Source organism: Litoreibacter sp. GN1-5, from assembly GCF_055693805.1.
In genome coordinates this window covers 348,920-373,721 of the sequence record NZ_JBVFUP010000001.1, presented here as the reverse complement: position 1 = coordinate 373,721, position 24,802 = coordinate 348,920, and the positions used below count along the sequence as shown (strand labels likewise).

The following is a 24,802-nucleotide window of genomic DNA, read 5'->3' as shown; positions in this document are numbered from 1 at the left end:
CCATTTTGCGCCTATTCCGGCGACCAGGCCTCGTAATCTGCACGCGGTTTTGGATCAGCGCGCCGCAGGGACCCCACAGGGACATAAGCCTGCGCTGTGCCTGTCAGGTTTTCCTGATGCGGCTTTTCCCATGCTTTGCGAGGCAGCGGCTCGTCCGTTGGCGGTGCGTCCCAAGTGTGGTGAAGCCAGCCATGCCAATCCGGTGACACACGCGATGCCTCTGCCTCACCATTGTAGATCACCCAGCGCCGTTTCCCGTCACGGGTCTGATAAAAAGCGTTCCCGGCCTCATCTTCCCCCACTTTCACGCCCTTGCGCCACGTGAACAACTGCGTGTTCAACGTCTGCCCGTTCCACCACGTCACAGCGCGCAGAAAAGAGTTGAGAATGCCCATTAGGTGCCTCCGGTCTAATTATGGTAGATATGGCCCATGCAGGCAGTAAGGTCCAGTACCAAGCGACGCTGAGAAGGCCGCCTGCCAGTTTTCGCCTTCAGACAATATGTGTGTATGGCTGGTCGTATATCAGGTGCGCACTTTAGCAGGCTGCTCTAATCACCACAGGGGCTGCTGTTAAACGTCAGGCATGTGCAGCGTTCCCGTCATGGATTTGACCCAGACCGCATAGAGGTTAGCCGGTCTTTGTGGATTGAAGGTCGGCTGTGAGCCCATTTTACCGACTTTCTGCAGTGCAGCGAATGGCCGCATTGTAAATGATTGTGTTGAAAAACTCCAAAATCTGACGGCTGCATTTTTCTGCCAGATTCCGTTGCGGCGGCCAACTTGAAACCAAGTGCCCAGTGAAGGTTCTGAGAGCCTCGCACGTCGCCAACGCTGATCTTAGGCCGACCCCCTAAACGAATTTTTGAAGTGGACTTCTATAGGCAAGTATTTGACCCACTTTGACGAAAATCGGAGTTTTTCAACATAATCTAAATCGAAACAACGACCTTGATGATGGGTAGACCTTTCAACGACAAGTTTGTTTCCTTGCCTTCAGTTGTTCGACGCATCATTTATATCAGAGCGTTATTGAATACGCAGCAAGAGCTAGAAGGTAGGGCAATCTATGATCGAAAACATCCTCCCAATTCAGAGCCTCGAAGATCCCGGTTGGGTCGACAAACTATCCATGTTCCTTAGTGAACATGACGTTGATGTCGTCGGCATCGAATGCGCCGATGTACGGCTCCCACAGACTATGCGGGACTACATGACGGCTTTTGGTGGAACCGACAGCCATGACTACATGTACAATCTGAAGCGACCCAATGACTTTGTGTTGCTACAAAACTCTGATTGGAAATTCATTAGAACTGAGTTTGATCCAGTGGAGACCGACGGTTTCCTTGTGGTCTCCGAAAGCCCGAGCAATGATCCGATATGCCTACAGGTCGATACCGGAGAGATTTTCATTTTTTCTCATGACCCCACAGCTAAGTCCAAAGTCTTTGTGAATTTTGATGACTATGTGATCCACGAATTGCTGACCTGCATGCAGCTTGTTTCGGACACTCCCCGACCGACGAAGAAATCCATGCATACGCACGGCAGACTCGCGCGGGAAACGGCATAGATTTTGTGCAACGAGAGAGCTTGATGTAACAATCTCTCTTTCTAAGTGCTTGGGCTTCGACCGGTTCACATCTCAGAAGGTTTACTTGGGTTTGTAAGCGCTTATACATCAACAGAGACAAAACACCGAAACGGTTTGAACATGATGAAACAATCAGAGTTAAAAAGGTTCTCATGGAAAAAACCGACTGTATTCGCCATCCAGTTGAGAGATGGAACATACGCTTTTGCGCAGAGTTTGATTGAGCCTTATATCGCATTCTTTGATGTGTTTGCGACTGATAGCGATTGGTCCGATGTACAGCTAACGTCTGACAAAGTAATGTATGTAAATGCTCAAACCCAGCAGTTTTTCAAGGAAAGTTGCTTGTTCAAAACTGAAATTGCGCCAATCGACGATATCAGTTACCCAACTGAGTGGCTTCATTGCGGAATGGGAAACCGGGTTGTTACTGTTTGGGCGGGCACTGCGCAAGAACAAGACATTATCGTCTTGGGAAACCACCCTCCCTCACTCGTAAAAAAGGATATTCGTCGCAAGGGGCCTGGCCGAGATATTAGCGGTGTACATGACGGGGTCGTCCTATCTGCGATCAATGCAGCTGATAGCGACATGATCGATAAACACGAATTAACCGTCTTAGGAATATACCCGAACACAAACGAGCGGCTGTGGCTTAACAAGACACTGAAATCAAAACATGATCCGCTGAAAGATATTCTCTTTGGTAGGGAACTCCCTTCTGAATATAAAACCTACGTAGATATTATTTCCGGGCAAGTTGAACTGCATACGCTTGGATACTAGACTGTTCTGCTGCGGCAGAGATAGATCCGCCAGTGGGGTCTGGTTCGATGAAGCAGCCATTGGCGCCCTGCAGCGAAGGACCGCAAAGTCCCGATATTGTTGAAAAACTCGAAAATCTGACAGCCGCGTTTTTCCGCCAGAATCTGTTGCGACGGCCAAATTGAAACAGACTACCCAGTGGAGCCTCTGAGAGCTTCGGACATTGCCAACGATGCTCTTGGGCCGACACCCCCTCGACGAATTTTCGGAGAGGCCTTCTATGGGCAAGTTTTTCACCCATTTTCGCGAAAACTGGAGTTTTTCAACAATATCTCCCGACAACAGACGCTCAGCCAAAGCCATACAAATCTGACCCTGACCGTTACTCCAGAAACATCTCCGGCTTAACAGCCTAGCTCGCCGATGCGCCTGCATCCTTCGGCTCGGCGTAGATAAGTAGTGGTTTTGCTTCGCCGCCCACGGCTTCCTCGTTCACGACGACCTCATCCACATTTTCCAGCCCCGGCAGGTCGAACATGGTGTCGAGCAGAATATCCTCAAGGATCGAGCGTAACCCGCGTGCGCCGGTTTTGCGCTGGATAGCACGTTTGGAAATGGCCGCAAGGGCGTCGTCGGTGAAAGTCAGCTTCGCCTCTTCCAGTTCGAACAGGCGTTGATATTGTTTGACCAACGCGTTTTTCGGCTTGGTCAGAATGGTGACAAGCGCGTCCTCGTCCAAATCTTCCAGCGTGGCGATCACGGGCAAACGGCCAACAAATTCGGGGATCAGGCCGAATTTCAACAGATCTTCCGGCTCCAGCTCTTTGAACAGATCACCGACGCCCTTGTCGTTTTCCTCGCGCACATCAGCGCCGAAGCCCATGGCCGAGCCTTTGCCCCGTTGCGAGATGATCTTGTCGAGCCCCGCAAAAGCGCCACCGCAGATGAATAGGATATTCGTTGTGTCCACTTGCAGGAATTCCTGCTGCGGATGCTTACGCCCGCCTTGTGGCGGGACAGAGGCGACAGTGCCTTCCATGATTTTCAGAAGCGCCTGTTGCACGCCCTCGCCCGACACATCACGGGTGATCGAGGGGTTATCAGACTTGCGGGTGATCTTGTCTACCTCGTCAATATAGACGATCCCGCGCTGCGCGCGTTCCACGTTATATTCGGACGCCTGCAACAGTTTGAGGATGATATTCTCGACATCCTCGCCCACGTAGCCCGCTTCGGTCAGCGTGGTCGCATCCGCCATGGTAAACGGTACATCAATGATCCGCGCCAGCGTCTGCGCCAGCAATGTCTTGCCGCAGCCCGTTGGGCCAATCAGCATGATATTCGATTTCGCCAGCTCAATCTCGTTGGATTTGGCTGAATGGTTGAGACGTTTGTAGTGGTTGTGCACCGCCACTGACAGAACCCGCTTTGCATGGCCCTGCCCGATCACATAATCATCCAGAACATCGCAGATTTCCTGCGGCGTCGGCACCCCGTCAGAGGCTTTCAACCCAGCGGTTTTTGTCTCTTCACGGATGATGTCCATGCACAATTCGACGCATTCGTCACAAATGAACACGGTTGGCCCGGCGATCAGTTTGCGCACCTCATGCTGGCTCTTGCCGCAGAACGAGCAGTAAAGGGTGTTCTTGCTGTCACCGGAATTATTCGCCATTACACCACCTCAGCTGCGGTTCTTTATGTATTCAATATGCTTCAAATTGAGGCAATCCTGCCACGTCGTCGCAGGTTAGGCCAGCACCGCGCCATGCACAACGCAAAAATATACGTAATACGCCCCGAAAACACCTATGTGATCCGGGACGCATGGGCATAGATTCAAGATGCGTCATCGCCCTTGGCGCGATTTTCAACAATCTCGTCGATATGACCCCATTCTTTTGCTTCTTCCGGAGACATGAAGTTGTCGCGATCCAGCGCCTTTTCCACGGCTTTTTTGGTCTGACCTGTGTGCTTGACGTAAATATCATACAGCCGATCTTTCAGTTTCTGCGTCTCGGCCGCATGGATCATGATATCCGATGCCTGCCCCTGATACCCGCCTGACGGCTGATGGACCATGATCCGCGAATTCGGCAGCGAGAACCGCATGCCCTTTTCGCCCCCTGCCAGCAGGACAGAGCCCATGGATGCCGCCTGCCCGATACACAAAGTAGACACCTTCGGCTTGATATACTGCATCGTGTCATAGATCGACAGACCGCTTGTCACGACGCCCCCGGGGGAATTGATGTAAAGGCTGATTTCCTTGGACGGATTTTCCGCTTCAAGGTGCAAAAGCTGCGCCACGATCAGATGCGACATACCGTCATGGATCGGGCCGTTGATGAAAATGATCCGCTCTTTCAAAAGGCGCGAGAAAATATCATAGGCCCGTTCCCCGCGGCTGGTCTGTTCTACAACCATGGGAACAAGGTTCATATAGGTTTCAACTGGGTCTTTCATAAGCCTGCCTGTCTTCTAAGTTGAGAGCGTGTCTACGTTCGAAATATGAACATGACGTTAGTTGCGGAAAAATCCAGCCGCAAGGGGATGCGCTGCATTTCGCGTAGTCTTGAAAGCATTCTGCCCCGACTTATTCTTTGACATCACGGCAAGAGGACAGAATGCAATTTTCTCCAACCCGCACCGCAGCGCTGAAACGTCTACAGGCCTTTGTGCCCAAATCCGGTAAGGACTATGCCAGATTGCGCAATTACGATCTGGACGGCCATCCGCATGTCTCGACCCTGTCCCCTTATCTGCGTCACCGGATCCTGACCGAGCAAGAGGTGATCGACGCGGTGCTGTCGCGCTATTCTTTGGCAACAGCAGAAAAGTTTATTCAAGAGGTGTTCTGGCGCACCTATTGGAAAGGCTGGCTGGAATTGCGCCCATCTGTTTGGACCAGCTATCGCATCGAGGTAAAAGCGGGCCTCAATCGTTTGGCAACCGAAGCAGGCCTGCGCGCAACATTCGATGCCGCCTGCAAGGGCGAGACGGATATAGATTTCTTTAACAGGTGGGCGCAACAACTTGTAAAAAAGGGATATCTTCACAATCATGCTCGTATGTGGTTTGCCTCAATCTGGATTTTTACCCTGCGTCTGCCATGGCAGCTTGGGGCCGATTTCTTCCTGCGCCACCTGCTGGACGGCGACCCGGCATCAAACACATTATCCTGGCGGTGGGTCGCGGGGCTTCACACGCAGGGCAAAACCTATCTCGCCCGGCCCAGCAATATCGCCAAATATACGGAAGGGCGCGACAGCCTCGCGCCGGATCAACTGGCAAACCACGCAGCCCCTATAGATACCCCCACGCACCCGGCACCGCTGCCTGCGCCCACAGGGGACATCTGGACTGATGCCAAGGCTGGCCTGCTATTGACCGAAGACGACATGTCGCCCGGCTTTCTGTTTACCCAAGGGCTGCGCCCGCCCCATTCCGCCGTTCTTATGGCGACCGACGCACGCTCCCCCCTTGCGGTGTCAGGCAATGTCACAAAATTCGCCCGCGATGCCATGTCCGACACACTTGCGCGGTATAAAGACCGTTTGGGCGATCTGCATCCGCCTGTCTCAGGCGATCAAGCTATCCCTGCACTGGTCGATTGGGCGCGCAGCAACGCATTGTCCGAGGTGGTCACGGCCTATGCCCCCGCAGGTCCAACCGCAGAACTTATGAGCATCCTGAAAGTAGAACTGGCCAAGCATAATATCGCGCTGATCAGTGTTTTGCGGGGCTATGACCGCGCCGCATGGCCCCATGCCACTGCAGGCTTTTTCAAATTCAAAGGCAATATACCCGATCTGATTCAAAGCGCTTGCAGCGCGCCCCCGCAGCGTTAGGATTGCGCAAGCCCTGCACGGATTATCTTATGCGCCTTCTGACTGCCCTTGCTTGTTTTGCCCTGATCAGCCCTGCCTCGGCACAGCTTTTGCCAGTGACCGATGAGGATTACAGTCCAGTCTCTGAGGCCGAGGCGCGGCTGGGTCAGTTGCTGTTCTACGACCCGATCCTGTCAGGCAATCGCAACATCTCTTGCGCAACATGCCACCACCCGAAATTCGCAACAGGCGATGGTGTGTCCCTTGGGCTTGGCGAAGGCGGGATCGGCCTTGGCCCGGACCGCAGGGCTGACCCGGACAACCCACCTGAACAACGCATCCCGCGCCATTCGCAAACCCTGTTCAATCTGGGGGCGAAGGAATTCACTGTCCTGTTCCACGATGGCCGGATCGAGGTTGATCAGACCCGCGCCAGCGGCTTTCGCACGCCGCTTGAAGACGAAATGACCGAAGGTTTCACATTGCTTTTATCTGCGCAAACCATGTTTCCGGTGCTTAGTCAGGATGAGATGGCAGGTCATTACAGCGAGAATGATGTCGCGCAAGCGGTGCGTTTGGGCCGGATCACTGGCGATGGAGGTGCATGGGACATTATTGCAAAGCGGGTTGAAGAAATACCGGAATATGCAAATCAATTCAAAGCGATATACCCCGAAATTGAAGCGGGTCGCGCGATTACTTTCACCGACATCTCAAATGCCATAGCGGGCTTTATCGCTTATGAATGGCGCTCGGACAGCAGCCCGTTTGATCAGGCGCTGCGGGAAGGCATGCCCTTGCCAGAGCCCGCCAAAACAGGACAGGCGCTATTTTATGGCGCGGCCGGGTGTGCGGTCTGTCATTCCGGCCCGTTCCAGACTGACCACAGCTTTCACGCTATGGGTATGCCGCAATTCGGCCCCGGCAAAGCCGCCCGGTTCGAAACCCACGCCCGCGACACGGGCCGTATGCGCGTTACCGGAAACGACACCGACGCGTACCGCTTTCGCACGCCATCCTTGCGCAATGTGACCCTTACCGCGCCTTATGGGCATACCGGTGCCTATGCGACGTTAGAGGCGTTCCTGAAGGCGCATGCCGAACCACAAACCGCCCTTGCGCGCTATGACCGCGGCCAAGCCATCCTGCCGCCGCTTGAGGTCGAAGATTGGCGTATATTAGACGACACCGCAGAAATGCAGGCCATCCAGACCGCCGCACCTAAATCGACAACACTGCAAGAGGATGACATCACTGCGATTATCGCCTTTCTGAAAACCCTCGAAGACCCTGTTGCCCTGAAAGGCCGTCTTGGCATTCCCGATACGGTTCCCAGCGGCCTGCCGGTGGAGCGTTAGGACATAGCAACATGATAGACCGCATTGATCATATCGTCCTGACCGTGCGAGATATTGACCGCGCAGCAGAATTTTACGCCCGCGTCTTGAAAATGCAAAAGGTGAACTTCGCAGACGGGCGCACGGCGCTGCATTTTGGCGATCAGAAGATCAACCTGCAAACACTGGGGCAAGAAACCCGGAATTATGCCCGTATAGGCTCGGGCGATCTGTGCCTGATCACACAGCTTGAGACGCAAGAGCTGATCACCCATCTTGAGACCGAGGGGATCGAAATCATAGAAGGACCCGTCGAAAAGACCGGCGCATTAGGACGCATGATATCGGTTTATTTCAACGACCCGGATGGCAATCTGATCGAGGTGTCGCGGTATGGGTGACGTTCCCGTCACGACTGTGATCCATACAAGATAGCGACAACTTGATCTTCATACAGCGAAGATTAGCTTTGATGCCTTGTTGGTTGGCAACCCATGGAAGCCTTAATAGCGCAGCCCCCTAAGCCGCGCTCATCATGCGCGCCACATCGATCATCCGGTTCGAAAAGCCCCATTCATTGTCGTACCAGCCAAAGACCCTCAGCAGACCACCCGATGTAATATGCGTCTCGGGGCCCGCCATGATGATCGAGGCGGGGGACCCACGCAGGTCGGACGACACCAGCGGGCGGTCCGTATAGGCAAACACGGGGGCTGCGGCATTGCGAAAAGCTGCGTTTACAGCCGCCGCTGTCACCGGCGTTTTGGTCTGCACCGTCAGATCAATCGCGGACACGCTTGCGGTTGGCACCCGCACCGAAGTCGCCGTGATCCGGCCGGCCAGATCCGGCAGAACCAGATCGACCAGATCGCCTGCCGAGGTTGTGGTCGGCACCATAGACAAAGCTGCGGCGCGCGACCGCACAAGATCACCGCGCGGCGCATCCACAGTCGGCTGGCTGCCGGTATAACAATGGATCGTCGTCATATGACCGGTCAGCAGCCCGAATTCGCGATCCAGAAGCCGCGCCAAAGGGGCCAGCGCATTGGTCGTACAGGACGCGTTTGACACAACGCGCTGCCCGGCCAACGCGGCCTCATTAGCCCCAAGCACAAGCGTCAGATCAGCCGTTTTGCAAGGCCCCGAGATCAGCACCTTGCGCGCGCCTGCCCGCAGGCCCCGCTCGGCAAATGCGCGACTGTTTGCCTTGCCCGTGCATTCCACCACCAAATCGACATTGCTCAGGTCAAGCGCGCTCAAGTCAGCATGATCGGTCAGCGGATAGGTTGTGTCGTTGATCGTCAGGGCTGCGTCACCATGGCTCACCTGCCCCGGAAACGGGCCAAATACGCTATCATACTCCAAAAGATATGCGCATAGCTCTGGTCGAGCTATATCGTTCAACGCAATGATTTCAAAATATTTTGCCGCATCAGATGTGGTAAGCAATCGCAAGATCGACCGTCCGATACGCCCAAGGCCGTTTATCGCAATCTTTATTGTCACAGCTTCACCTTCCCGCGCATTCTGTCGCACCGACCTGACATGCAAGTTTAAGCGGTTATTTATTACATGCGAAAGCACAATTAGAACGATTCCAAGATTTATTGGGGTACAAAATGGACACTCTGATCCTGTCGCGCATTCAATTCGGGGCGAATATCTCGTTCCACATCCTGTTTCCGACCATCACAATTGCCCTGGGGTGGGCGCTGCTGTTTTTCAAGCTGCGCTATAAGCGAACGAATGACGCCAAATGGATGGATGCATACCGTTTCTGGGTAAAGGTCTTCGCTTTGTCCTTCGCCATGGGCGTTGTCTCGGGCATCACTATGTCGTTCCAATTCGGCACCAACTGGCCGGGCTTTATGGAAACCGTCGGCAATATCGCAGGGCCCCTGCTGGCTTATGAAGTTCTGACAGCTTTCTTTCTGGAGGCCGTTTTCCTTGGCATTATGCTGTTTGGCTTTTCCCGCGTGCCGGGGTGGTTGCATACGCTGGCCACGTTCCTTGTGGCCTTCGGGACCACTATGTCCGCTTTCTGGATCATCGTGCTCAATAGCTGGATGCACACCCCTCAGGGGTTTGAGATGCGCGATGGTGTCGCCCATGCCACGGATTGGTTTGCGATCATCTTCAACCCGTCCATGCCTTACCGGCTGTCACATATGTTGCTGGCCTCGGGGCTGACCGTTGCTTTCCTAATCGCTGGAATATCAGCCTTGCGGATGCTGTTTGGCGATAAGGCGGACAGCGTGCGCAGTACACTGCGCTTCGGAACCGTTTTGGCGGCCCTTCTGATCCCGGTTCAGATTTTCATGGGCGACCTGCACGGTCTGAACACGCTTGAGCACCAGCCCCAGAAAGTCGCCGCAATGGAAGGGAACTGGGACACAGGCCCGAACAAACCCTTGCTTTTGTTCGCCCTACCCGATGAACAGGCGCGGGAAAATCACTTTGAGATTGGCGTGCCAAACGGGGCCTCACTGATCCTCAAGCACCATGCGGATGGGGTTGTGCCGGGGCTGAACGATTTTGTGACCGAGGACGGCACCCCGCAACACCCGCCTGTTGCACCAGTGTTTTTCAGCTTCCGCATTATGGTGGGGATGGGTATGGCCATGCTGGCCCTAAGCTGGGCCGGGGCGTATATGCTGCGCAGACGTGGGGCGGATCATATGCCCAAGCTCATGCTCTACGCCTTTGCGGCCATGACCTTTTCCGGCTGGATTGCCACGCTTGCGGGCTGGTACACGACCGAGATCGGGCGGCAACCCTGGCTGGTCCAAGGCGTTCTCAGCACCAAGCAGGCCGTGGCTGACGTGCCCGCACCGATGGTTCTTGGCACGCTTCTAACCTATCTGGCGGTCTATGCCGCGCTGATCCTCGCCTATATCGGCACGATCACCTATCTGGCGCGCAAAGCCTCTGAAGGTGAACCGCTGAGCACTCGTACCTTCCCGCGCAGCGGTGAGGCCGAAGTCAAAGCCTTACAACCCGGAGAGTAAAGATGGACCTGTTCGCATTCGCAGAGCCCGCAACCTGGCTACCTTTCACCTTCGCCGCCCTTATGGGCCTGTCGATCCTGATCTATGTTGTTCTTGACGGGTTCGATCTGGGCGTGGGCCTGCTGACCCCGCTGGCAACGGAAGATGAAAAAGACCGCATGGTTGCCTCGATCGGGCCATTTTGGGACGCAAACGAGACATGGCTGGTCCTTGCAATCGGTCTATTGCTGGTGGCCTTTCCGTCAGCTCATGGGATGATCCTAACGGCGCTCTATCTGCCCGTGGCGATCATGTTGATTGGGCTGATCCTGCGCGGCGTGTCATTCGAATTCCGCGCCAAGGCCCCTATCGCACAGAAACCCGCATGGAATTGGGCGTTCTTTGCGGGCTCCCTGATGACGTCGCTGTCGCAAGGGTTCATGCTGGGGCTCTACATCATGGGGCTGGACTGGACGATCTGGCATGTGGGCTTTGCGCTGCTAACGGCAGTGTTTCTGACCGTCGGTTACAGCTTCATCGGTGCAGCATGGCTGATCTTGAAAACCGAAGACTTACTGCAAGCCAAGGCTGTTAGCTGGGCCAAGGGTGGCATCTGGGGGCTGATCCTTGGTGTCGGGGCGATCTCGTTGGCCTCCCCCTTCGTGAGCCCGCGCATTTTTGAGAAATGGTTCTCTTTGCCATCGTTTCTGTATCTGTCGCCCCTGCCCATCCTCTCGGGTGCGTTGATCGGTTATCTGTGGTGGAAACTGCGCCGCCTGCCGATGGAGGGCGACCGCTTCGCCTGGAGCCCATTTGCCGCCGCGACCACCCTGTTCACACTGGCATTCACCGGCATGGCTTACTCGTTCTACCCTTACGTGGTACCCGAGCAATTGACAATCTACGAAGCCGCCAGCGCACCGGAAAGCCTGTTTATCATTCTGCTTGGCACGTTGTTCGTTCTGCCCGCGATCCTGGGCTACACGATCCTGTCCTACACAATCTTCCGGGGCAAGGCGCAGGCCCTGCGGTATGATTGACTATTTGAAGATAACGACTACAAGATTAATTTAGAAATTTAAGTATATAGAATTTAAAAACTCTTTTCTCTCCCATGTGCTTTGCGCTGGTTTTCTTTCTATCTGCGTCGCTCCCTACAGTAGCCTTTTCTGATAAAGCACTCGAATTTTTTACTAAAGCACTCTCGTCTAAAAGACGGGGGTTGGCGCGGACTACAAAGCAGGTCTGGTCTAGGTCAGAAATGCTGGGCGTTTGGGTCAATATTATATGACACGGTCTCTTGGTAGGGTTCAGAAAATCTGTTGCACCGAGTCAATAACGCACGACGTTCCACAAAGGCCTAGGTGTTTAGTCCCGGCATGTGGTGGTCTACTGATTTGTGACCATCAGAAGGGTGAACTATGGGACAAATTCTTCACGGGAGCGCCAAGACCACGCACGCCGTCCGAGCTCTCATACAGCGATCGCAAGCTTCGAACGCGGCGCTGAGTCGGGAACTGGGCATCAACGTCAAGACCGTCGCAAAGTGGCGCAAGCGTGACAGCGTTCAAGACGCTGCTATGGGGCCGAAGGAAGCCCATTCCACGGTTCTCAGCATCGAAGAGGAAGCCGTCATCGTCGCGTTCCGGCGGCACACGCTGCTGCCTCTGGATGATTGTCTCTATGCGCTGCAGCCCAGCATTCCGCATCTCACCCGATCATCATTGCATCGGTGCTTGCAGCGGCATGGGATCAGCCGTCTTCCAGATGTCGAGGGCGACAAGCCGAAGAAGAGGGCGACAAGCCGAAGAAGAAGTTCAAACGTTACCCGATTGGCTATTTCCACATTGACATCGCAGAAGTACGCACTGGAGAGGGGAAGATCCGTTTGTTCGTGGCCATCGACCGAACCTCCAAGTTTGCCTATGTCGAGCTGCATGAGAAGGCGGGCAAGATGATTGCCGCCCAATTCCTGCGCAATCTAATTGCCGCCGTGCCATACAGGATCCACACGATCCTGACGGATAACGGCATCCAGTTCACCAATCGCAAACAGGACACATCCGCATTCGAGCACATCTTTGATCGCGTTTGTCGCGAGCACGAGATCGACCACCGCCTGACAAAGGTGAACCATCCGTGGACGAACGGCCAGGTTGAACGCATGAACCGGACAATCAAAGAGGCGACGGTCAAGCGATATCACTATGACACACATTCACAGCTTGAAACGCACGTCACCGACTTCATTGCAGCCTACAATTACGCACGCCGATTGAAGACGCTGCAAGGCCTCACACCATTCGAATACATCTGCAAAATCTGGACAACCGAACCGGAACGCTTCAATGTCGATCCGACCCACCACATGCCGGGACTAAACAACTAGCCAAATTACTCAGCAGCCTCTGCCGCATCTGTAACCTTTTCAAGCGCTGCGCCTATTACCTCTGTCCCTGCCCCGTCTTTATGGGCGTTCTCTGACAAAACCCGTCGCCAGCCACGCGCACCCGGACGCCCCGCAAAAAGCCCCAGCATATGCCGTGTGATCTGATGCAACCGCCCACCTTCGGCCAGATGATCCTCGATATAGGGTAACATCGCCAAAGCCACTTCTTGCGGGCTTTGAACCGGGTCTTCCACGCCGAATATGCGGCTGTCAGCGCGGCCCAGAATATCCCAAGGGCTATGATATGCTGTCCGCCCGATCATCACGCCATCCACGTGCGCAAGATGCACAAGCCCCTGATCCAGATTTTCCACACCCCCATTGAGCGAAATATGCAAATCCGGAAACATCTCTTTCATGTGGTACACAAGCGGGTAATCCAAGGGTGGCACATCACGATTTTGCTTCGGGCTCAGCCCTTGCAGCCAAGCTTTGCGCGCGTGTATCGCAACGCGCTGCACGCCTGCATCACGCATACGCGTCAGAAAATCCGGAAGCACCTTTTCAGGGGTCTGTTCATCAACCCCGATGCGGCATTTAACAGTCACGTCTACACGTTGCGCGTCGATCATGGCGGCAACGCAATCTGCAACCAGGCCGGGTCGTTCCATCAAAACCGCCCCGAAACATCCCGACTGCACCCGATCCGAGGGACAACCAACATTCAGATTAATCTCGTCATATCCGTGATCTGCACAAATCCTTGCAGCCTCCGCCAACTCTGCCGGATCAGAGCCGCCGAGTTGCACAGCTACGGGATGTTCCTCTGTGTTGAACGCCAGCAAATGCACGGCACCACCTTGCACCAAAGCAGGCGCTGTAATCATTTCCGTATACAACAAAGCCCGCTGCGACATGAGCCGATGCAGATAACGACAATGACGGTTAGTCCAATCCATCATGGGGGCCACGCTCAGACGCGCAGACCTTGCAATACTATAATTTCCCTTATTTTGTTGGGAAATGATATTTCTTGGATGTTGTCTGTTATCAGACATTTCAAACACCTTCTCGCACATTTGACAGTTTTGTCTCACAGATGGGGGATTAAATAATAATAACCATGGAGACAGCCAGAAACCCACAACCGAAAAAGGATATTTAATATAGCATCTATTAAAAAACGTAAATCTTCGGCTGGATCGACCGCATACAAAGCGGAAGCTGTCAGCCCTTGTGTCGAATGCACCATCAACACGACACCCATTTATTGGAATAAGTGGCGGAACCACAAGTTAGTTTAAAACACAATACAAATTTACCAACAGTACAAATATCAACATGCGCCATTGACCAAAAGAAATACTGCTATTTTGGATTCTCCACTTTAATTTTTTTTATTGCTTTTTGAACTCCTCTTGTACCGCTCGCAACAACACCCAACAGTTGATATTCATCAAATGGTAGTACATTTAAAAACCCTTCACAGTACTTGAGCGTCTCAGCATGACGTATCCAAAGATTCCGATAAATCGGAACAATAGGATGGATAGCCTCACCACAACTCCGCACGTCAGCGGTACTTAATGGCTTCCAAGGCTTAAACTTTGTAATATAATGGATGTTGGCGATGTCTGGCCGGAAGTCCTCACCAGTAGTCGGTGATCTTCTAACACGCATATTGTATCGCTCATTAAGATACACGACTGCTTCATTCGAGATTTGGTGCAATAAAACTGAAGCAGCTACTTGCTCATCTAGTTTTGGTCGCGGAACTTGTGTCGAAATAATTCGGTGCAACTCTTGAAACTTAGAGAATAGAGATAATTCAGAAAAAACGGAGTTATCGTTAATAAGAAAACCAACATTAATGGCCTTTGGATGATCACACGGAAAACCAAGTTTCCGTTTTACTTTTATCTCTGTTTCACTTTGGATTTCATTCACCGGCCCGCCTGTAGCTATCGCCGAGAACGGCTGACCTTCAGACAGATATTTAGGCAAGTCCTTTTCATATGGAGCAACGCAAAGTACGTCATAATCACTCTTAATTGAAAACCTATAACCCTTCTTAAATAAAAATTCAGGAATTGCCCAATTCAAATACACCTCCAGCGGCCACCATCCCTCCATCTTATTCATCTGGCGAATGCTATCCATCACGCCAAGTGACCCTGTGTCAATAAAATTGATATCATAATAATCTAACAACATCGACATTTTCGGCGTAAGGTTCTGAAAATCAAAACACATAAACTTGTCGAATTTATTCGCATTATGCTTTTCGATACTGGTCAGAGCAACTAAAGCTGGGAAAAAGATATTGGAGTCGCCAGCTACGTACACAGCTGTATCGTTTATTGGCGGGGAAATTACTAAATCAGGCATTTTTCGTCCGAATTGTTTGTTTGCTCGTCTGCCTCTACCGTGCGTGTACTGGAAAACATCTTCTACGACGCAGAATTGGACTGGCTTAATCATCTAAATCACTCAGACTTTTTATGCAAGAATTAGAGCGACTAAAGAAGTATCATTCGAATAATCTGCTAACGGGAAAACACTTAGAATAACTTAAATGCACGACCTGCTTAGTATTCTGACTTTATCTTATAAATTCTGAACTTCGTCCAATCCATCATGGGGGCCACGCTCAGGCGGGCGGAATTTTGTAGGGTGTTTAACCCGGATTTCGCGGGCAATACTGTCATACTTTCCCGGTTTACCTTGCTTCGACCCAGAAAACTGGCATCGTGTTTCGAAACTTCACATCACCTAGCACATAACAAACATAGCAACTATGCCCAAGCTTTGCCCTTGACCCTCCTGTTACTGGAACCTTTATTTGATAGGTGTAACACGCAAAGGTGACTCCGATGACGGCCCTATCAACACTGACGTTCCAAATCGACGATCTGACATGCGCATCCTGTGTCGGGCGGGCGGAAAGCGCGTTGGCAGAGATACCTGCGGTCAGTCTGGCGCGCGTCAACCTGGCATCACAAACTGCGACTGTGCAATTTGAGGGCGCGCCGGATACGACAGGTATCTTAGAAGTTCTGGCTCATATCGGAAAACCTGCGCGGCAGCATCATGTGGTGCTGAATATTGACGGGATGTCCTGCGCCTCTTGCGTCGGGCGGGTAGAAGCGGCGCTGCAAGCAGTGCCCGGCGTGATTGAAGCCAACGTCAACCTGCCCGCCGAACGCGCTACTGTCGTAACGCTTCTGCCTGATGCTGCACCTCTGATAAAGGTAGTCGCCACAGCCGGATATTCGGCCTATAGCGCAGAACAACCCGCTGACCCCGCACAAAGTAAATCCGTAGAAACCACGCAACTGGCACAGATGACGGTTGTTGCCGCAGCACTCACCCTGCCGGTGTTCATTCTGGAAATGGGCGGGCATCTGGTTCCCGCGTTTCACACGCTGATTCATCAGACAATCGGCATGCAGGCAAGTTGGGGCATTCAGTTTATACTGACCACGCTTGTTTTGATTTGGCCGGGGCGGCAATTTTTCCTCAAGGGATATCCGGCCCTTATCCACGGCACGCCCGATATGAACTCGCTCGTCGCGCTTGGCGCCTCGGCGGCTTACGGCTTTTCAGTGATCTCGCTTTTTGCGCCCCGCCTGCTGCCTCAAGGGGCGCAAGCAGTCTATTTTGAGGCGGCAGCGGTGATTGTGACCCTGATCCTGCTGGGACGGTTTCTTGAGGCCCGCGCCAAAGGGCGCACAGGCGCGGCCATTCGCAAGCTTGTGGGGTTACGGCCAAAGACCGCGCTTGTGGAACGGAACGGACATAAAGAAGATATCCCGGTGGATCAAATTTCCGTTGGTGATCTAATACATACGCGCCCCGGCGAGAAGATCGCCGTGGACGGCACAGTGATGTCAGGGCAGTCATGGGTCAATGAAAGCATGATTTCTGGTGAGCCTCTGGCCGTTGAAAAGACCGAAGGAGCACAGGTTACTGGTGGGACCGTCAATGGCACCGGCGCGCTTGTCTTTCAAGCCACAGCAATTGGCAATGAGACTGTGTTGGCCCGGATCATTGCAATGGTCGAACAGGCGCAGGGGGCCAAGCTCCCCATTCAGGATCTGGTTAACAAGATCACCGCCTGGTTTGTTCCTGTGGTTCTTGGGCTTGCCGCTATGACCACGGTGGTTTGGCTGATCTTTGGCCCCGCTCCCGCCTTGTCTCATGCTTTAGTGGCTGCTGTAGCGGTCCTGATTATCGCATGCCCTTGTGCGATGGGACTGGCGACGCCCACATCGATCATGGTTGGCACCGGTCGCGCGGCCGAGCTGGGTATTCTGTTTCGCAAAGGCGATGCTTTGCAGGGCTTGCAAGATGTGAATGTCGTCGCGCTCGACAAAACCGGAACCCTGACCGAAGGACAGCCAGAACTGACCGATCTGGTCACAACGGACGGGTTCGATGAGGCGAACGTGCTGGCTATTGCAGCCGCGATTGAAGCAAAATCGGAACATCCCATCGCGCAAGCAATCCTGCGGGCCGCTGAAAGGCGCAACCTGCCCATGGAAGATATAACAGATTTCACCGCCCTGCCTGGCTATGGCATTCGGGCCAGAGTCCGGGATCAGACAGTTTTGATCGGCGCAGATCGTCTGATGCACCAGAGTGGTGTAAACATTGATACCTTGCAGACCGTCGGGGCCAAGGTCGCGCATTCAGGCAAGACGCCGCTTTACATGGCGATTGATGGGAAACCCGCCGCAGCTTTTGCTGTAGCCGATCCGGTCAAACCCAGTGCGAAAGCTGCCATTTCCGCCCTTCATGAGCTTGAGTTGAAAATCGCCATGATCACCGGCGATAACACTGCCACCGCACAAGCGGTCGCACGTGAGCTGGGCATTGACCATGTAGTTGCCGAGGTATTGCCCGAAGGGAAAGTCAACGCCATCAGGGATTTGCAGAAGACCGGCAAGCTTGCGTTTATCGGCGACGGGATCAACGACGCACCTGCCTTGGCAAGTGCAGATGTTGGCATCGCCATAGGCTCTGGCACAGATGTAGCTATTGAGGCTGCGGATGTCGTCTTGATGTCAGGCGATCTGGGCGGGGTCAGCAATGCGTTCACGCTAAGCCATGCGACAATGCGCAATATCCGTCAAAACCTGTTCTGGGCCTTTGGCTATAATATTCTGCTCATCCCTATTGCAGCGGGCCTGCTCTATCCCGCCACTGGCTTGCTGTTGTCCCCGGCCTTGGCCGCCGGTGCTATGGCTTTGTCGAGCGTCTTTGTCGTCACAAATGCTCTGCGCCTGCGCAGAGTAAGCCAAACCGCGCCTGTAGCGCTGCCGCAACATGGCAAGCAGGCAAAATTACAAGCAACCCCAGCACTATGAAGATGGCCACATGAATATCGGAGATGTTGCAGAAAAATCGGGCCTGCCCCGAAAACCATCCGCTATTACGAGGATATCGGCCTTGTAAAACCCTTGCGTGGTATGAACGGCTATCGGTCTTTCCGCGATACGGACCTCCATAAGCTGATCTTTCTCAGCCGCGCCCGCGCCCTTGGCTTCAAGATCGAAGATTGCCGTAACCTGCTTGCATTATGGGAAGATCAGGATCGTGCCAGCGCAGATGTGCGCGATATTGCAAAGGACCACCTGAAGCAGATCGAGGCCAAGATCACCGATCTGAAGAACATGCACGATACGCTGGCTGATTTGGTCAAAGCATGTAGCGGTGATAACCGACCGGATTGTCCGATCCTCAATACCCTTGGGAAATCTGATCCGAAGAAATAATGCGATTGACTTGCAACTGGCATGTGACAAAATTTCTCTGACAAAATTACTCAACTACTCTTGCATCCTCCGCCAGATCAGGTAACTGATAAAAATTGTCAGAATAACGATATTGCCTTTGGAGGGCATCTTATGTTCACGAAATCAATCAGCTCAGCGCTGGCACTTGCCATCGCATCCGGGCTTGGCACTGCAATGACCGCCCATGCCGAGGGCGAGCTTAATCTCTATTCTTCCCGCCATTATGACACGGATGAGCGGCTCTATTCCGACTTTGAGGAACAAACCGGTATCACCATTAACCGCATTGAAGGTGATGCGGATGAACTGATCGCCCGCATTGAAGCGGAAGACGTCAACTCACCCGCCGATATCCTGCTGACCGTAGATACGTCCCGTCTGGAACGGGCCAAGGTCGCAGGCATTCTACAACCCGTCGACAGCGAAATTCTGGAGGATCGTATTCCCGCGAACCTGCAAGACGAAGGCAATGAATGGTTCGGTTTCTCGCAACGTGCGCGGATTATCTTCTACAACAAAGAGGCCGTCGCAAACCCGCCCCAGACCTATGCGGATCTTGCGAGCCCCGATTACAAGGAAATGATCTGCATCCGGTCCTCTTCCAATGTCTACAATCAGACACTTCTGGCCTCTGTAATTGAACATGCCGGGGAAGAGGCTGCGAAAGAATGGGCGAATGGCCTGAAAGACAATTTCGCCCGTGACCCACAAGGCGGCGATACGGACCAGCTGCGCGGGCTGGTGTCTGGCGAATGTGCGATTGCAGTCTCAAACACGTATTACTTTGCCCGCGCCTTGCGTAAGGATGTGGATGGGCTGTCCGCTGAGATCGAAAAGATCGGCTATGTCTTCCCTGATCAGGATGGCAATGGCGCACATATGAACCTATCTGGCGGCGGCGTGGCGAAGAACGCTCCGAACCGGGACAACGCCATCAAGTTTCTGGAATACCTCGCCAGCGATGAGGCACAGAAGTATTTCTCGGCCGGAAATGATGAGTATCCGGCGGTCAAAGGCGCAGACCTCAGCGAAGCCGTTGCGCAGCTTGGGGAATTCAAAGGCGATGAGGTCAGCCTGTCTGCTGTTGCAAAGAATCTGCCAACGGCCCAGAAAATTTTCAACGAGATCGGCTGGGAATAAGTCTATCTTCTTGAAATTGTAAACGGCGCGGTCTCTCCCCCGCGCCGTTTATAATTTTAGCAGAAATACTGATCTCTGATTTGAGAAGTTTTCTATGTTCTGCAGTCAGCTTTAAACGCTTGCACATTTGCCTTACGCCCATTGCCAAGGTCCGCAGCCCTTGTAAGCTTTGGCAAACGCTTCGAAATTGTAGCAGTTCTTCCCAAGCCTGTATTACGACATACTTGATCTATGCGCCGCAACGCTTCAGCTTCAGACACCTGAGTAGGCAGATATTCAACTATGAAACCATCGCCTGATTGGAAGACGATATACATACCCACCCGATCTGCAGGATTTGCGAATTGTTTGACCAGCCGGGCATCACGATTGATTTTTGCTTGTTCAGGTGAAACAGAACATGCGCAAAGCGCCGTCATGAGACTTAATACAGAAAACCTTTTAAGAAACTGCATCTTAGAAATGCGGTGTATCATCATTTATCCTATCCTAATGAGAACCATATTTGCTTCGCACACCTCAAAGAACATTGATAAAAATATGACTTATTTAAGGTGAAATATCTTACCTATACAGTTGAACCGAGCTTGCTATAAATAGCCTCTCTTTGGGATAGAATACGCACAGCTAACACAGTTTTTACCGTCCTTGCCGCCCCACCCGATGACAGATCAGCAAAACGGGCAAAAGCCCGATGGCGACAATGACAAGGCTGGGAACCGCGGCGCCCTCAAGCCTTTCATCTGCCGCAAGGCGGTGCGCCTGCACAGCCAGCGTGTCAAAATTGAACGGGCGCAGGATCAAGGTGGCGGGCAGTTCTTTCATCACATCCACAAAAACAATCAGAAGTCCCGTCAGAAGGCTTGGTCGCAGAATTGGAAAATGCACGCGCCGGAACGTACCGAACGCGGTCTGCCCCAAAGCCCGTGCGGCGGCGTCCATGTTTGCGTTGACCGTAGCCTGCCCGCCCTCATACGCCCCGATTGCGGCTGCAAGAAAACGGATCATATAGGCAAGGACCAGCAACCAGATTGATCCTGTGAACAACAGCCCAGTTGAGACCCCGAATGTTGCCCGCATCCAGGCATCCAGCGTGTTGTCAAAATAGGAAAACGGCACCAGAAGGCCAACGGCAATCACACCGCCGGGCACCGCATAACCCAACCGCGCTATGCTGAGCGTCGTTGCCGAGACCACACCCCGCTGCACCCTTTGCAGATACCCCAGAACGACTGCTGCAAGTACGGTGATCACCGCAGCGATCCCCGCCAATTGCACGGAATTCAGCGCCAGATTTATATAGCGTTTGGACAGCAGGTTCTGCTCGGACCCGATGCCCATCGTGAAAAGTGTGATGATGGGCAAGATGCAGCCAAACAGAACGGGCAGGATACATAAGACAAGCGCGGCCCAGCGGGCCTGGCCTTTCAGGGGTATACGCTCCATCACTTCATGGCGTTTGGAGGTGGAATGGTACTTGGCGCGGCCCCGACTTGCACGTTCCAGCACTGCGATGACCAGCGCCATAGAGAGCAGGCCCAAAGCCAATTGCGCCGCTGCGATCCTGTCACCCATGGCGAACCAACTGGTGTAAATGCCCGTCGCAAAGGTCTGTACGCCGAAATAAGCGACCGTGCCGAAATCTGCGATGGTTTCCATAATCGCCAATAGCACCCCGCTTGCAATGGCCGGACGCGCCATTGGCATCGAGACGCGTAGAAACGCCTGCCACGGGCTTTTGCCCAAGGCGCGCGCCGTCAGAAAGGACGACACGCTTTGCTGCAGGAACGCAGCGCGCGCCAGAAGGTAGACGTAAGGATACAGCACAAGAACAAGCATCAAGGCGGCCCCGCCAAGTGACCGGATTTCGGGGAACCAGTAATCCCGCGGCCCCCACCCTGTCAGATCGCGCAAACTGGCCTGCACGATCCCCGGATGGTCCAGCACATGGGTATAGGCATAGGCCAGCACATAGGCCGGAAAAGCCAGCGGGATGACCAACGCAATTTCCAGCACTTTTCGGCCGGGAAACTCGGTCATGGTGACAAGCCAGGCCGCTCCGGTACCGATCATGAATGTTCCTGTTGCAACAAGGATGACCAGCACAAAAGTTGTGACCGTATAGCGTGGCAATACGGTTTCCATCAGATGGACGACCGTGTTGCTGCCGCCGCTGAGCGAGGCCAGAAAGACAGCGGCCATTGGCATCAGGCAGATCAATGCCACCAAAATCGCTGCATTTCGCAAACCTGCCACACCATCAGTCTGTGATTTTCCGATCACAATATGCCTATCCGCCAAAATCCGTTGCCGCTCAGCTTTAATCACCTTGAGCGTAGGAGGGAAGATGGCGCGGAAAAATTCCTATCGAAATAGTCGGAATTGACATATCTGACAAAATAAGTCAGATATAAGGAGATATCTCAGCCACCCCAGGTCGGGCAGCCCGGAACCAACCAATTCGCGGAGGATCCGATGGACCAGTTGACTGAGACAAAAAGGGAAGAAGACGCACCAAGGTCACTCTGGCAAGAGTTGCTGCAAAGCGCAATTGACGGGGTATTCCCAAGCGAGGCCTATCTGGAAAGCATTCTTGACAGAATAGAGGATATGCCATGACCACAGCGCCCCACCCTGTAGATCAGACCCGACGCGAGGTGCCAGTGACCTACAATGCGCGTGATCTGATCAAGGAAGGCGTGGAGGCACAGCTTGTTCTGGACGAGCAAATCTATTGTTTGCGCATCACACGTGCAGGCAAGCTGATCCTGACAAACTAGACAGGGCTGTTGTCGTTCACCACCGAAGATGCGCTCGCAAAAGCCAGGCGAATTTCTCGTGTGTCTGGCCGCGTGCAATGCATAGGTCTTCGGTCAGTGTATCGCCATGTCTGGCGGCAAGCGCACCACATTCTGCTAAAGTAGCCGCCAGCGTTTCCTGAGCATTTTTCATTGTCTTGATCATTTCTTTATCCGACGCATGGCCATCATGCTCTGACACTTTTGATCGCGACAACATTCCCGCCAGGGCTCCTTCCGCGTGGGCATCCAAAGCTTTGATACGCTCAGCCAGATCGTCCTGAGCGGTGAAATGGTCTTCATAGATTTGCTGAAACAACTCATGCAATGGCGCAAAGGACATACCCGTGACGTTCCAGTGAAAATTCTGCGCCAGCATGGTGGTTACAGCCGTTTCCGCCACACATTGGTTCAACGCGTCGGCGATAGCTGTTCTGGCGTCATTACTCATATCAATTGCTGCTTGGGTCATTGTCATGCTCCACTTGCTCAATTTCGGGAATAGCCAGCTTACAAAGCTTGCTTCATCTCTTAAAATATAAGCTTCGACTGAGAATCCAAGCACTATTTAGAATAATTCTAAAAAACTTACCTAGCAGCGGCTCTAACCATCGATGTGTATCCCTAGATCGGGCGCGCCAGCGACGCCCGCTTTGACATGATCACCTGCCACAAGGGGTCCAACCCCAGCCGGTGTGCCGGTCATAATGAGATCACCGGGCGCAAGGGCAACGCTGCGCGACAGATGGGCGATGCAATCAGCCGCGGGCCAGATCATATCGGCCAGATCCGCATCTTGACGAACCTCACCATTGACACTGAGCCATATGCGCCCTGACCCCAAATCCGGCATGTCAGTTAGCGGCACCAACGCCCCCATAGGTGCGGAGTGGTCAAACCCCTTGGCCATGTCCCACGGACGCCCTTTCGATTTCGCAGCGGCCTGAAGATCACGCCGTGTCAAGTCGATCCCGACGCACGCGCCCCAAACGTGGTCCAGCGCGGCCTTGGCAGGAATATCCGTACCATGCTGCCCGATTGCCAGAACCAGTTCTACCTCATGATGCAGATCAGAGGTTTGCATTGGGTATGGGATCGTCTGCCCGGTTTCGACCACCGCATCCGCCGGTTTGGTGAAAAAGAACGGCGGTTCCCGTTCATCATTTCCCATCTCACGGATATGGGCTGCATAATTCCGCCCAACACAGAAAATCCGTCGGACCGGAAACCGCCCGTCCTGTCCATAGACAGGCACACTGACCTGGGTCGGCGAATTTATGACATAGCGCATGTGCAGGTATCTTTTCGCATGTTACGTGTCCATCACTGGTTACAGTTTCCACCCTAAGCCGGAGATCATCTGATGAAAATGCCAATCGCTCTGATAGCTATGGTTTTGGCAGCGCCAGCTTGGGCTGAAGACCCGTTGATACGGGCTGCAGCCCGGCAGGTTCTGGAAGAGGCACAACTGCGATCTTTCAAGACCAATCGGGAGTATTGCGGGACGATCGGGCGCAATAAGGAAGGGCAAATTATTGCAACCCCACCGCGAAAAGGCTTGCGCGATTCCTGCCAGTCAAGACAGGTCAAAATAACAACCGAACCACTGGCATCCTTCCATACCCATGGTTCATTTGACCGGCGTGCGGATGCCGAAGTCCCTTCTGTCGGGGACATTCTTGCGGATATGGAAGAAGGCGTGGACGGCTACATTTCGACCCCCGGCGGCAGGTTCTGGCATATCGATTACCAGACGGGTATGGCGCACCAGATTTGTGGCATAGGATGCCTGCCTGCCGATCCAAGGTTCCAGAAACTGCTCACTGATAAGGTGAGGAATTCTTATTCTCTGCCTCAGCTGAAACGTCGAATGGAGCGATAAGACTTGCTACTACTTGGTAGATCGCCGCAAGATCAAATACAATGCCCAACCCGCAAACACAACGCCCGAGGTGCCCCAGATAATACCTCCTTGCTCTAGATAAACCACTTTGTTTTCGGGATCATAGCAGCGGCCAAGTTCGTTAAAGCAGCGGTGCCATATGTAGTACCTGTTATAAAACATAAATAACGAAAAGCCGCTTAGGCCGAACAGCAGGGCGATGGCAATGTATCTTTTCAAAGCGCTGTTTCCTGTTTTTGGTCGGATGCATACCGTCCCC

Annotated in this window: 22 protein-coding genes and 2 pseudogenes; 14 read left to right on the top strand and 10 right to left on the bottom strand. The window is 53.3% G+C overall.

Annotated features, from left to right (window positions below; all coding sequences use genetic code 11):
- Positions 1-11: 11 nt before the first annotated feature.
- Positions 12-395: an NADH:ubiquinone oxidoreductase subunit NDUFA12 gene (locus tag ACZ1HF_RS01915; protein ID WP_472655919.1), complete on the bottom strand. Its 384-nt coding sequence runs from the start codon at positions 393-395 to the stop codon at positions 12-14.
- A gap of 673 nt (positions 396-1,068) precedes the next feature.
- Between ACZ1HF_RS01915 and ACZ1HF_RS01910 the strand changes: the two genes are divergently transcribed.
- Both ACZ1HF_RS01910 and ACZ1HF_RS01905 read left to right on the top strand, forming a co-directional pair.
- The gene (locus tag ACZ1HF_RS01910; protein WP_472655918.1) at positions 1,069-1,575 is read left to right on the top strand and encodes an SMI1/KNR4 family protein; all 507 of its coding nucleotides are present in this window, start codon (positions 1,069-1,071) and stop codon (positions 1,573-1,575) included.
- 141 nt (positions 1,576-1,716) lie between these two features.
- The gene (locus ACZ1HF_RS01905; RefSeq protein ID WP_472655917.1) at positions 1,717-2,382 is read left to right on the top strand and encodes a hypothetical protein; all 666 of its coding nucleotides are present in this window, start codon (positions 1,717-1,719) and stop codon (positions 2,380-2,382) included.
- Between the two features lie 391 nt (positions 2,383-2,773).
- On the opposite strand, the gene clpX is transcribed toward ACZ1HF_RS01905, so the two are convergent.
- Both clpX and ACZ1HF_RS01895 read right to left on the bottom strand, forming a co-directional pair.
- A complete protein-coding gene (gene clpX, locus ACZ1HF_RS01900) occupies positions 2,774-4,036 on the bottom strand; it encodes an ATP-dependent Clp protease ATP-binding subunit ClpX (protein ID WP_472655916.1) in 1,263 nt (420 codons plus the stop codon).
- A gap of 164 nt (positions 4,037-4,200) precedes the next feature.
- Entirely contained in the window at positions 4,201-4,827 is a 627-nt protein-coding gene (locus ACZ1HF_RS01895) for an ATP-dependent Clp protease proteolytic subunit (RefSeq protein ID WP_472655915.1), read from the bottom strand.
- 161 nt (positions 4,828-4,988) lie between these two features.
- Between ACZ1HF_RS01895 and ACZ1HF_RS01890 the strand changes: the two genes are divergently transcribed.
- The 3 genes from ACZ1HF_RS01890 to ACZ1HF_RS01880 are packed head-to-tail and all read left to right on the top strand — an operon-like array spanning position 4,989 to position 7,929.
- Positions 4,989-6,212 (top strand): FAD-binding domain-containing protein, encoded by a 1,224-nt coding sequence (locus ACZ1HF_RS01890; RefSeq protein WP_472655914.1) that lies wholly within the window; start codon positions 4,989-4,991, stop codon positions 6,210-6,212.
- 29 nt (positions 6,213-6,241) lie between these two features.
- Entirely contained in the window at positions 6,242-7,549 is a 1,308-nt protein-coding gene (locus ACZ1HF_RS01885) for a cytochrome-c peroxidase (RefSeq protein ID WP_472655913.1), read from the top strand.
- 11 nt (positions 7,550-7,560) lie between these two features.
- Positions 7,561-7,929 (top strand): VOC family protein, encoded by a 369-nt coding sequence (locus ACZ1HF_RS01880; protein ID WP_472655912.1) that lies wholly within the window; start codon positions 7,561-7,563, stop codon positions 7,927-7,929.
- Between the two features lie 118 nt (positions 7,930-8,047).
- Here the strand turns inward: ACZ1HF_RS01880 and ACZ1HF_RS01875 are convergent, their stop codons facing one another.
- On the bottom strand, positions 8,048-9,028 hold the full coding sequence (locus tag ACZ1HF_RS01875; protein WP_472658957.1) for a type I glyceraldehyde-3-phosphate dehydrogenase: 981 nt from the start codon (positions 9,026-9,028) through the stop codon (positions 8,048-8,050).
- Between the two features lie 119 nt (positions 9,029-9,147).
- Between ACZ1HF_RS01875 and ACZ1HF_RS01870 the strand changes: the two genes are divergently transcribed.
- From ACZ1HF_RS01870 to ACZ1HF_RS01860, 3 genes and pseudogenes are all read left to right on the top strand, one after another.
- A complete protein-coding gene (locus ACZ1HF_RS01870) occupies positions 9,148-10,536 on the top strand; it encodes a cytochrome ubiquinol oxidase subunit I (RefSeq protein ID WP_472655911.1) in 1,389 nt (462 codons plus the stop codon).
- A gap of 2 nt (positions 10,537-10,538) precedes the next feature.
- Positions 10,539-11,555 carry a cytochrome d ubiquinol oxidase subunit II gene (locus ACZ1HF_RS01865; protein WP_472655910.1) on the top strand — a complete coding sequence of 339 codons (1,017 nt, stop codon included), beginning with the start codon at positions 10,539-10,541 and terminating at the stop codon, positions 11,553-11,555.
- 381 nt (positions 11,556-11,936) lie between these two features.
- Positions 11,937-12,904: pseudogene (locus ACZ1HF_RS01860) on the top strand (IS481 family transposase).
- A 5-nt stretch (positions 12,905-12,909) separates the two neighbouring features.
- On the opposite strand, the gene dusA reads toward ACZ1HF_RS01860, so the two are convergent.
- The gene (gene dusA / locus ACZ1HF_RS01855; RefSeq protein ID WP_472655909.1) at positions 12,910-13,962 is read right to left on the bottom strand and encodes a tRNA dihydrouridine(20/20a) synthase DusA; all 1,053 of its coding nucleotides are present in this window, start codon (positions 13,960-13,962) and stop codon (positions 12,910-12,912) included.
- 310 nt (positions 13,963-14,272) lie between these two features.
- Positions 14,273-15,292 carry a glycosyltransferase gene (locus tag ACZ1HF_RS01850; RefSeq protein WP_472655908.1) on the bottom strand — a complete coding sequence of 340 codons (1,020 nt, stop codon included), beginning with the start codon at positions 15,290-15,292 and terminating at the stop codon, positions 14,273-14,275.
- A 485-nt stretch (positions 15,293-15,777) separates the two neighbouring features.
- On the opposite strand from ACZ1HF_RS01850, the gene ACZ1HF_RS01845 reads away from it, so the two are divergent.
- From ACZ1HF_RS01845 to ACZ1HF_RS01835, 3 genes and pseudogenes are all read left to right on the top strand, one after another.
- Positions 15,778-18,273, top strand: coding sequence for a heavy metal translocating P-type ATPase (locus ACZ1HF_RS01845; RefSeq protein ID WP_472655907.1), 2,496 nt, complete (start codon positions 15,778-15,780; stop codon positions 18,271-18,273).
- Positions 18,274-18,283: 10 nt separating this feature from the next.
- Positions 18,284-18,681 (top strand): annotated as a pseudogene (gene cueR, locus ACZ1HF_RS01840) (Cu(I)-responsive transcriptional regulator).
- A gap of 132 nt (positions 18,682-18,813) precedes the next feature.
- The gene (locus tag ACZ1HF_RS01835; protein ID WP_472655906.1) at positions 18,814-19,842 is read left to right on the top strand and encodes an extracellular solute-binding protein; all 1,029 of its coding nucleotides are present in this window, start codon (positions 18,814-18,816) and stop codon (positions 19,840-19,842) included.
- A gap of 92 nt (positions 19,843-19,934) precedes the next feature.
- Here the strand turns inward: ACZ1HF_RS01835 and ACZ1HF_RS01830 are convergent, their stop codons facing one another.
- Both ACZ1HF_RS01830 and ACZ1HF_RS01825 read right to left on the bottom strand, forming a co-directional pair.
- Positions 19,935-20,321, bottom strand: a complete 387-nt coding sequence (locus ACZ1HF_RS01830; RefSeq protein WP_472655905.1) for a hypothetical protein — start codon at positions 20,319-20,321, stop codon at positions 19,935-19,937.
- Between the two features lie 160 nt (positions 20,322-20,481).
- Positions 20,482-22,125 (bottom strand): ABC transporter permease, encoded by a 1,644-nt coding sequence (locus tag ACZ1HF_RS01825; protein WP_472655904.1) that lies wholly within the window; start codon positions 22,123-22,125, stop codon positions 20,482-20,484.
- A gap of 192 nt (positions 22,126-22,317) precedes the next feature.
- On the opposite strand from ACZ1HF_RS01825, the gene ACZ1HF_RS01820 reads away from it, so the two are divergent.
- Both ACZ1HF_RS01820 and hemP read left to right on the top strand, forming a co-directional pair.
- Positions 22,318-22,461: a hypothetical protein gene (locus ACZ1HF_RS01820; RefSeq protein WP_472655903.1), complete on the top strand. Its 144-nt coding sequence runs from the start codon at positions 22,318-22,320 to the stop codon at positions 22,459-22,461.
- On the top strand, positions 22,458-22,622 hold the full coding sequence (gene hemP, locus ACZ1HF_RS01815) for a hemin uptake protein HemP (RefSeq protein WP_472655902.1): 165 nt from the start codon (positions 22,458-22,460) through the stop codon (positions 22,620-22,622). Before ACZ1HF_RS01820 ends, hemP begins: the two co-directional genes overlap by 4 nt.
- Positions 22,623-22,638: 16 nt before the next feature.
- Here hemP and ACZ1HF_RS01810 read toward each other — a convergent pair whose 3' ends face one another.
- Together ACZ1HF_RS01810 and ACZ1HF_RS01805 are read right to left on the bottom strand one after the other, a co-directional pair.
- Positions 22,639-23,112, bottom strand: a complete 474-nt coding sequence (locus ACZ1HF_RS01810; protein ID WP_472655901.1) for a Dps family protein — start codon at positions 23,110-23,112, stop codon at positions 22,639-22,641.
- A 132-nt stretch (positions 23,113-23,244) separates the two neighbouring features.
- Complete coding sequence (locus ACZ1HF_RS01805) at positions 23,245-23,931, bottom strand: fumarylacetoacetate hydrolase family protein (RefSeq protein ID WP_472655900.1); 687 nt, start codon at positions 23,929-23,931, stop codon at positions 23,245-23,247.
- Between the two features lie 72 nt (positions 23,932-24,003).
- Here ACZ1HF_RS01805 and ACZ1HF_RS01800 point away from each other — a divergent pair, with 72 nt between their 5' ends.
- On the top strand, positions 24,004-24,522 hold the full coding sequence (locus ACZ1HF_RS01800) for a DUF4329 domain-containing protein (protein WP_472655899.1): 519 nt from the start codon (positions 24,004-24,006) through the stop codon (positions 24,520-24,522).
- Positions 24,523-24,802 lie beyond the last annotated feature (280 nt).